10 protein-coding genes and 1 pseudogene are annotated in these 8,569 nt (G+C 47.8%); 9 read left to right on the plus strand and 2 right to left on the minus strand.

All coding sequences use genetic code 11. The annotated features are described in order from the left end of the window. From J7K79_RS03470 to J7K79_RS03500, 7 genes are all read left to right on the plus strand, one after another. On the plus strand, positions 1-657 hold a 657-nt coding region (locus tag J7K79_RS03470; RefSeq protein ID WP_296905212.1), incomplete at its 5' end, for a phosphomethylpyrimidine synthase ThiC. Further along, a complete protein-coding gene (locus tag J7K79_RS03475; RefSeq protein WP_296905214.1) occupies positions 654-1,400 on the plus strand; it encodes a sugar phosphate isomerase/epimerase in 747 nt (248 codons plus the stop codon). The genes J7K79_RS03470 and J7K79_RS03475, both read left to right, overlap by 4 nt. Then, positions 1,400-2,596: a thiamine-phosphate synthase family protein gene (locus J7K79_RS03480; RefSeq protein ID WP_296905216.1), complete on the plus strand. Its 1,197-nt coding sequence runs from the start codon at positions 1,400-1,402 to the stop codon at positions 2,594-2,596. The genes J7K79_RS03475 and J7K79_RS03480 overlap by 1 nt, the downstream gene beginning before the upstream one ends. A 4-nt stretch (positions 2,597-2,600) precedes the next feature. Next, a complete protein-coding gene (gene queF, locus J7K79_RS03485) occupies positions 2,601-3,014 on the plus strand; it encodes a preQ(1) synthase (RefSeq protein ID WP_296905218.1) in 414 nt (137 codons plus the stop codon). Continuing rightward, entirely contained in the window at positions 2,998-3,636 is a 639-nt protein-coding gene (locus J7K79_RS03490; RefSeq protein WP_296905221.1) for a queuosine precursor transporter, read from the plus strand. Before queF ends, J7K79_RS03490 begins: the two co-directional genes overlap by 17 nt. 5 nt (positions 3,637-3,641) lie before the next feature. Beyond that, a complete protein-coding gene (locus J7K79_RS03495; protein WP_296905224.1) occupies positions 3,642-4,394 on the plus strand; it encodes an ABC transporter ATP-binding protein in 753 nt (250 codons plus the stop codon). Between the two features lie 3 nt (positions 4,395-4,397). Beyond that, a complete protein-coding gene (locus tag J7K79_RS03500) occupies positions 4,398-5,813 on the plus strand; it encodes a hypothetical protein (protein ID WP_296905226.1) in 1,416 nt (471 codons plus the stop codon). Here J7K79_RS03500 and J7K79_RS03505 read toward each other — a convergent pair. Next, positions 5,727-6,479, minus strand: a complete 753-nt coding sequence (locus tag J7K79_RS03505) for a PfkB family carbohydrate kinase (RefSeq protein ID WP_296905228.1) — start codon at positions 6,477-6,479, stop codon at positions 5,727-5,729. The two genes, J7K79_RS03500 and J7K79_RS03505, sit on opposite strands and share 87 nt — an antisense overlap. A 112-nt stretch (positions 6,480-6,591) precedes the next feature. On the opposite strand from J7K79_RS03505, the gene J7K79_RS03510 reads away from it, so the two are divergent. Together J7K79_RS03510 and J7K79_RS03515 are read left to right on the plus strand one after the other, a co-directional pair. Continuing rightward, positions 6,592-7,605, plus strand: coding sequence for a DUF1611 domain-containing protein (locus tag J7K79_RS03510; protein WP_296905230.1), 1,014 nt, complete (start codon positions 6,592-6,594; stop codon positions 7,603-7,605). Further along, the gene (locus tag J7K79_RS03515) at positions 7,602-8,285 is read left to right on the plus strand and encodes a 2-phosphosulfolactate phosphatase family protein (protein WP_296905232.1); all 684 of its coding nucleotides are present in this window, start codon (positions 7,602-7,604) and stop codon (positions 8,283-8,285) included. Before J7K79_RS03510 ends, J7K79_RS03515 begins: the two co-directional genes overlap by 4 nt. On the opposite strand, the pseudogene J7K79_RS03520 reads toward J7K79_RS03515, so the two are convergent. Further along, a pseudogene (locus J7K79_RS03520) lies at positions 8,263-8,569 on the minus strand (malonyl CoA-acyl carrier protein transacylase); the annotation flags it as partial. The gene J7K79_RS03515 and the pseudogene J7K79_RS03520 overlap by 23 nt on opposite strands.

Raw genomic sequence — 8,569 nt, forward strand, 5'->3', positions numbered from 1 at the left:
CATTTCGATGAGCTCTTAGACATCGCAAAGGAGTACGACATTACACTGAGTCTTGGAGATGGAATGAGGCCTGGTGCTGTGGTGGACGCAAGCGATACTCAGCAGTTCGAAGAGCTCTTTGTGATGGGAGAACTCGTGGAGAGGGCAAGGGAAAAAGGAGTTCAGGTGATGCTGGAAGGTCCTGGCCATGTACCGATGAGCGAAGTGGAGATGAACGTAAAACTCATGAAAAAAGTTGGAAAAGGCGCACCCATCTTTCTTCTTGGACCCCTTCCCACCGACAGGGCGATGGGATACGATCACATTGCCTGCGCGATCGGAGGCGCCCTCGCCGGCTACTACGGTGCGGACTTTCTTTGCTATGTGACTCCGTCGGAGCACATTTCCCTTCCAGATGCCGAGGACGTGAGAGAGGGTGTGATAGCATCTAAGATAGCAGCGGTTGTAGCAGATGTTGCACGCGGGAACAAGAAAGCCTGGGAACTGGAAAGACGTATGGCCCTTGCACGAAAGAGTTTCGACTGGGAAACGATGTTTGAACTTTCCCTGGGAAAGGACGTTGCGAGGAAAAAGTACGAAAAAAGGCCGTATCCTGACAAGGGTTGTTCCATGTGTGGCCCCTTCTGTGCGATAAAGATAGCGGAGGAGTTCTCTTGAGGAAGGGTGTTTCTACGAGCATCATAAGGAGCAATACAGATCTTCTCGAAACACTACCTCAGGCCGATGTATACGAGCTTGGTTTCTTCAAAATGGAGGACCTGGAGCGTGTCCTCTGCTTCTTTGCGGGTAAGAGTTTTGGTGTTCATGCTCCTTTTGTTTACAGATACGCTGATCATCATCCAAATCCTACTTCGTTGAACGAAGAAAAGCGAAAAGACACATTCTCTGTGAACAGAAAGTGTGCCGAGCTTTCCAGAAAGATCGGAGCAGAGTACATGGTTGTTCACTTTCCAAATGCTGTTCAAAAAGAAAACTGGCTTTCCATATACAAGGAGTTGGAAAGAGAATTTTCCAAGCTAGTGGAGATCATCGAAGTTCGAGCGGAAAACGTCCACGGAAACGATCATTTTCACGGTGCAAAGGACTACAGAATCTTTTTGGAGAACACGGGATGCACCATGTGTGTGGATATAGGTCATCTTCTTCTTGACGCCGAGATCTATGGTGTTTCCCCTGTGAAGTTCATCGAGGAGCTTTCAGACCTGATAGAAGAGTTCCACATATACTACGCTGATACCGAGACCTATAAGAGGTGTCATCACGCTCCCTGGGGTGATTCGAAGAATTTCTTTGAAATTTTAAAGTTCATAAAAGACATAGACGCAGACTTCGTTATAGAACCAACCCCGGAGTGCAGTGAAGGTCTGGAGAGGCTCCTCGAGTACTGGAGGGATCTATGATGGTACTGGTTGTTTCCGGGCTCGACCCTTCCGCGGGGGCGGGGATCCTTCAAGATGTGAAGACTCTCTCTGCCCTTGGGGTGAAGACACACGGGGTGATCTCCGCTCTGACGGTTCAAAATGAAGAAAGGGTCTTTTCGGTGAGTTTCAGGGACTGGGAGGAGATGAGAAAGGAGGTAGAGGTACTTTCCCCACCGAAGACGATAAAGATTGGTCTTGTTCTTCCCAAAGTGGTGAAAAGATTGAAGGAGATGTTTCCAGATTCGATCATTGTGTGGAACGTTGTACTTGAGTCTTCTTCTGGTTTCAAGTTTCAAGATCCGGAGGAAGTAAAGAAATTCACCAAGTATGCTGACTACGTCGTGCTGAACAGCAAGGAAGCACGAAGAATTGGGGAGCAGGAAAACTTCATCATTACAGGTGGCCACGAAGAAGGTGACAGAATAAGGGTGAAGTACAGGGACCTTGTCTTTGAAACTCCAAGAGTACCTGGAGAGTTCCACGGAACAGGTTGCGCTTTTTCCAGTGCGGTTGCTGGTTTTCTGGCTCTCAATTACCCGGTGGAAGAAGCGATCAGATCTGCCATGGATTTGTTGAGAAAGATCCTGGAAAGATCATCGAGAGTGGTGGAAACAGAGAAGCTCCTCCGTGACTGGCACAAATACGATGTTCTCAACACGCTGGACGAAATTCTTCCCGAGTTCCTTGAGATAGGGCCTTTCACAGTACCGGAGGTTGGTCAGAACATTTCTTACGCTTTGCCCTGGGCACAGAGTGAGTTTGAAGTGGGAAAATTTCCAGGAAGAATCCGCCTCAAAGAGGGAAAGGCAGTTGCTGTGTCCTGTGCTTCTTTCAAGGACAAGTCCCACACTGCGCGGATGACGGTTGCCTTGATGCGATTCTATCCGCATCTGAGGTGTACGACGAATGTAAAGTACAAGAAGGAGTATGTGGAGAGGGCGAAGAGAAAGGGATTGAAAGTCTACCGTTACGACAGATCCGAGGAACCGGAGGAGGTTCAGAAAAAAGAAGGTCAATCCATGGTGTGGATGGTAGAGCAGGCGATATTGAAGCTGAAATCACCTCCTGACATAATATACGATGAAGGATGGTGGGGAAAAGAGGCGATGATAAGGGTGTTTGGAAGAAATCCGAAAGAGGTGCTGGGCAAGATAAAACTCATGCTGGAGGAGTGAGAACATGCCGAAGGCAGAGGGAAGAATCTTTGACTTCAAAGGGCATGATGCGATAAGAACAGACTTTCTGGAAGCCATAGATTTTGATGGGAAAGAGGAGTACATCAAGATCGAAACCGATGAATTCTCCGCCGTGTGTCCTTTTTCTGGCCTCCCGGACATAGGCAAGGTGATCATAGAGTACTATCCCGATGGTGGAAAGATCGTTGAACTCAAGTCTCTGAAGTACTATTTCGTCAGCTTCAGAAACGTAGGAATATATCAGGAAGAAGCGACGAAAAGAATCTACGAAGACCTGAAGAGCCTTCTGAAAACGGATCGTCTGAGAGTCACTGTAATATACAATATAAGAGGCGGGATAAGGACCACAACACAGATAGGTTCACTGGAGGGAAAAAACGATGGAAAAGCTGAATGAAAGATTGATACTTTTGACAGGAATATTCGTTGCTGCCCTGACCATCTCGAACGTGATCGCCGGGAAGCTTGTGAACATAGGTCCTTTCCTTGTTCCCGTGGCGGTTCTGTGCTATCCGATCACGTTTGCTGTAACGGACATTGTGTCGGAGGTTTATGGAAAAAGAACTGCTCAGAAAGTGGTGTGGACAGGCTTCTTCACCTCGTTGATCCTTGTAGTCTACTCGCAGATCACCGTCTTCTATCCTCCCGCTGCCATCTTCGAAAACAACGAAGCCTTTGTGAAGGTGTTCGGTGCGACACCAAGGATCGTCCTTGCGAGCATCCTGGCTTACGTTCTTTCGCAGTCCCACGATGTCTGGGCCTTCCACTTCTGGAAAAAGATCACCAGAGGATCACATCTGTGGCTCAGGAACAACCTTTCCACGATGGTCTCTCAATTCATCGATACTCTTGCGTTCATCTCTCTGGCATTCGGCGGAACGGTTTCTGGAAGTGTTCTCGTTCAGATGACCTTCTCTCAGTACGCAGTGAAACTGATCATCGCTTTGATCGACACTCCCTTCGTTTATCTGGGAGTGAGACTCGTCAGCGGTAGATGGGTGGTAAAAGAAAGGAGTTGATTCCTTTGATAATTGCCAAAGGGTTGACGAGAAGATTTGGTGATTTCGTCGCTGTCGATCATATCGATCTTACGGTGAGGCCTGGTGAGATATATGGTTTTCTGGGACCAAACGGTGCTGGGAAGACCACGACCATAAGGATGCTCACGGGTGTTTTGAAGCCGACCGAGGGTGAGATAGAGCTCCTTGGAATGAACATGAGGTCACACGAGATAGAGATAAAGAAAAGCATCGGAGTTGTCCCGGACGAGCCGAAGATCTACACTCACCTGACGGGAAAGGAGTTTCTGGATTTCATCATGGAGATATACGGTCTCAACAGGGAAGAGACCAGCAGGAGGATAGCAGAACTCTGCGAGGCCTTCAAAGTGGATTACCTTGGAAAGAGAGTGGGGGAACTTTCACATGGAATGAAGCAGAAACTCATGCTGGTCAGTGTCTTCATGCGAAAACCCAGGGTGATCTTTCTGGATGAGCCCACGGTAGGGCTCGATGCGAAGAGTGCCAAAATCCTTAAGCTCCTTCTGAGAAAGTATGCTGACGAAGGGGTTACAATATTTCTCACCACCCACATTCTGGAGATCGCAGAGAAGATGTGTGACAGGATCGGTATCATAAACAAGGGAAAACTCATAGCGGAGGGTACCATGGAAGAACTCAGAAAACTTGCGGGCCAGGAAAAAGCCTCTCTGGAAGACCTCTTCCTTCAACTCACAGCGGAAAACGAGGAAATAGAGGAAATCATCAAGGAGTTGTGAGTCATGAGGAAACTCTTTGTCCTCATGAAGTACGCCAGTCCTCAGGGAAAAAAGGGTTTGTATACTATCTTTTTCTCGGTTCTGATGATAGGGGTGCTCTTTTACTCTCTCATGGGAAAGACTTTCGAGGAACTGTTGAACAAATTCGGAGAAAAAGTTCTCGTTGCCTCTTTGACGTTTTCAACCACCTTGTTTTCCGTGATGTTTCTCCTTGGGATTTCCTTTTACCTTTCTCATTCTCTTGTTTTGGAGGAAGAAATTGAACTCCTTCTCACCATGCCGATCAAAAGGAGCACGATTGTCATTTATCAGATGTTGATGTCCCTTTTCTATCAATCCTTTGTTTTAATAGCGATGTTTCTGAACTTTCTGATGCTTTCTTTTCTCACTAAAGATCTAATTCCACTGATGTCAGGAATTTTGCATCTCTTTTTCCTCGTCTTTCTGGGTTCGATACTGTCGATAGTTTTTGGAAAGGTTTTGAGTCAGTCAGCGGCGCGTCGACTTTCCTCCGTGATACAGCTTCTTGCCGTCTTTGGGTTTCTGGTGATCGTGAACATTCCAGATTTTGCTGCATCAGTGGGAAGATTCGTCGCTTCGAAGTGGAATTTTCTGGCGTATCCTGTTCTTTCCCACGTCAAACCCATTTTCCTTGTCTACGAACTTCTTCTCACGATTCTCTCCTTTCTGGTCTTTCACCGAATAGCACAAAAAACAGTCTTTGAGCCCATCACATACGTGAGAGAAAGAGAACGTGAGGTTGGAGAGAAGAAGTTTCCGGGCAGAGGGTTCTTCAAAAAGGATTTCATCACACTCGTTCGCGAAGAGAGGATGGTTTACTTTCTCTTCTACCCGGTGGGCTTTGGTGTTCTGATGACGATCGTAGGAAGTGCAGATTTCGGATTAATCTTCGCATGCGGTATTTCTGCCCTCTACAACGCCACGATGACTGCCATGCTCTGGAGAAAGGAAATGGAAGTCTGGCCCCTTCCGAAGATTTTTCCTGTCAGAGTGAGAGATATTGTTCTTTCGAAGGTGTTCGTTCCTTCTTCTCTCAACACCATCGTTGTTTCAGCCTACGTGGTCTTCCTGGTCTTTTACCAGAGGCGTTTTCTCTATCTTTCCTTCATTCCTGTGTGTCTGAGCCTTTATCTTCTTGTCTCGTCGATCGGGCTTCTTCTTTCGAAGTGGGAGAAGGCGGGACAACTCGCGAACCCTGCGAAAGTCTTCTCCACACCTCAAGTTCTTCTGGTGCAACTTCTGGCCCTCGGGGTGGTGGCCGTTCTCGGGTACGTTCTTTCGCTCGGGTCGTATCTTCTGTTCATACTGTCTCTACTGTCCGTCGTGACAGGAAACGTCGCCGGGTTTGTCGTGATCTTTAGACGCTTTGTCGCTCGTGTTGAGAAATTCGAGTTGTGAAATTCTTTCGAAGGGCGTTACCGGATCTTTCTGGCCGAAAAGTTGCGTGTACTCTACTGCTTCTTCAAGCGCTTCATTACGTGATCTTCCTCTGATGAGCCCGTGGATCAGTACAGCATCGAACAGATCCCCCAGACCAAGGGAGTAGGGGAATGGTTCTCCACTTGCCGCTGCCACCAGATCACCCCATCTTGCACCCTTCGGCCCCATCTTCACCACGTCGCATCTGGTTCTGGAACACTCCTCTTCGTTTCCTATGACAAGTACCTTCAAATCGGTGGTGTCGATCTTCGCTCTGGGCCCAATATCAATCACCACGTTGTGACCCCTTTTGCACACAATCTCTAGAGTCTCCTCTGGCACTTCACCCGTCGCGAAGACAAGATCGTAATCGTCCATTGTGAGTGGAACATCAACCTTTTCTCTGTTTACACCCGGCTCGACGGCAAGAGGCTTGTCGTTGAATGCTATGAAAAGCCCTGTTCTTCCACTCCGAATGATCCTCATACACGATATGTCAAATCCTTTATCGTTCAGGATTTTCACTATATGTTTTCCTCTATGATCATTTCCAACGTTGGAGTAAAAATCCACGTCGTACCCCAGAAGGAAAAGTCCGTATGCCACGTTCAATCCTGAGCCACCGGGCGACTCTTTGATCACCACCGAATGAGGCTCTTCTCCAAACACGAAAATGTCCCAGAAAGATCCGCCAACGACTGCTATCCTCAGAAAAACTCCCCCTGTGGTAGAATCTTAGAAAAATGGAGGGAAGAGGATGAACCTCTGGAGATTATACCAGCCAGGGACTCCTGTCGCGATAATAGCCTGGGGACAATTGGGAACACTGCATGCAAAGACCACCTACGGTCTTCTCAGACACAGTAGACTCTTCAAGCCAGTGTGCATCGTTGCGGAGCACGATGGAAAGAAAGCGAGTGATTTTGTCCAGCCGGTTCGTTTTGATGTTCCTGTAGTATCTTCGATAGGAAAGATTAAAGAGTTCGGTGCGAAAGTTGTGATCGTTGGCATATCCAATCCGGGGGGGTATCTTGAAGAAAAGATCGCTCAGCTCGTGAAAGATGCCCTGTCAAGTGGTTTTGATGTTGTGTCTGGACTTCACTTCAAGATCTCTCAGCAAACGGAGTTCTTAAGACTGGCTCGGGAAAGCGGGGCGAGAATTGTAGACGTTCGTGTTCCACCAGTGGATCTGAGAGTCTTCTCCGGTGATATATACCGGAAAGAAATAAAAGTCGTTGGTGTCTTCGGAACGGATTGTGTGGTTGGGAAAAGGACAACCACCGTTCAGTTCTGGGAAAGGGCACTTCAAAAGGGGATAAAGGCAGGTTTCATGGCCACAGGTCAGACCGGGATCTTGATAGGTGCGGACGCGGGGTGCGTGATAGACGCCATTCCCGCCGATTTCGTTTCTGGCGTGGTGGAAAAAACCATCCTGGAACTGGAACGGATGGGAAAAGAAATCGTCTTCGTTGAGGGACAAGGAGCGCTGAGACATCCAGCTTATGGTCAGGTCGCTCTGGGACTTCTCCACGGATCCAACCCCGATTTTGTCTTCCTGGTTCACGATCCGAAGCGAGACCACTTCGAATCTTTTCCAAAGATACCCAAAAGGCCAAATTTCGAGGAAGAAAGAAAATTAATAGAGATGCTTTCAGGCACCAGGGTTGTGGCCGGGGTGTATCTGGACACACCGTTCAGGACAGATCTTCCCGTTTACAACCCGTTCAACACGAAGGACCTCGACGAGATGCTGGAGAGGGTGATGGGATGATAGACGTTGTGATGGTACCATGCTTTGTCGTGAAGGATGAAACGGTGGTGGTCGTGGACGTTTTGAGAGCTACCAGTACTATTGTCACCGCCCTTGCGAACGGTGCAAGGGAAGTTGTTCCCGTGAAGAAGGTGGAAGATGCCCTGGCAAAAAGAAGTAAGAACACCCTTGTCTGTGGAGAAAGAAACGCCAAAAAGCTCGAAGGCTTCGATCTCGGAAATTCACCTCTGGAGTATAAAAGTGAAGTAGTCTCCGGTAAAACCATCGTCCTCACGACAACGAACGGCACCCAGGTGATCGAGAAGATAGAAGGTAATAGCATCATCGCCGCGTCTTTTTTGAATGTCTCTGCGGTCGTTGAGTATCTGAAAGAAAAAGAGAGTATTACCATTGCCTGTGCCGGAACCAACGGAAAATTCTCTCTGGAGGATTTCTTACTTGCTGGAATGATCGTGAAGAGGCTGGAAAGAGATGATCTTGTAGACGGTGCTCTTGTGGCGAAAAGATACTTTGAATCGGTAAAAAGCGTAAGAGAGGAGATAAAAAAGCACTCCTCCCACGCCAGAAGACTGATCTTCTTTGGGTTCGAAAAAGATATAGATTTCTGTCTGAGAGAGGACCTCTTCGGTGTGGTCCCAGTCCTTATAGATGGCGCCTTCATCCTGAGAGAAGTTCGGTGAAGTGTACCGCATTCACTCCCATCCTTTTGCAGAGATTTCTCAGAACCGTTTTTGGTCCCACCTCTACGAATTCTTCCACACCCATTCTTTTCATTGTATCCACCGATTGTTTCCAGAGAACAGGACCTGTTATTTGCTCTATTACGTTCTTTTTTATCTCCTCTGGATCTTCGGTTGGTTCGGCAGTGGAGTTCATCACTATGGGCCATTTTGGTTTTTTGAACGCTATTTTCTCCACTTCTTCTTTCATCCTCTCACTGGCGTACTCGAGGAAGGGTGTGTGG

The sequence above is a fragment of the Thermotoga sp. genome (assembly GCF_021162145.1).
In the GTDB taxonomy this organism is placed as follows: Bacteria; Thermotogota; Thermotogae; order Thermotogales; family Thermotogaceae; genus Thermotoga.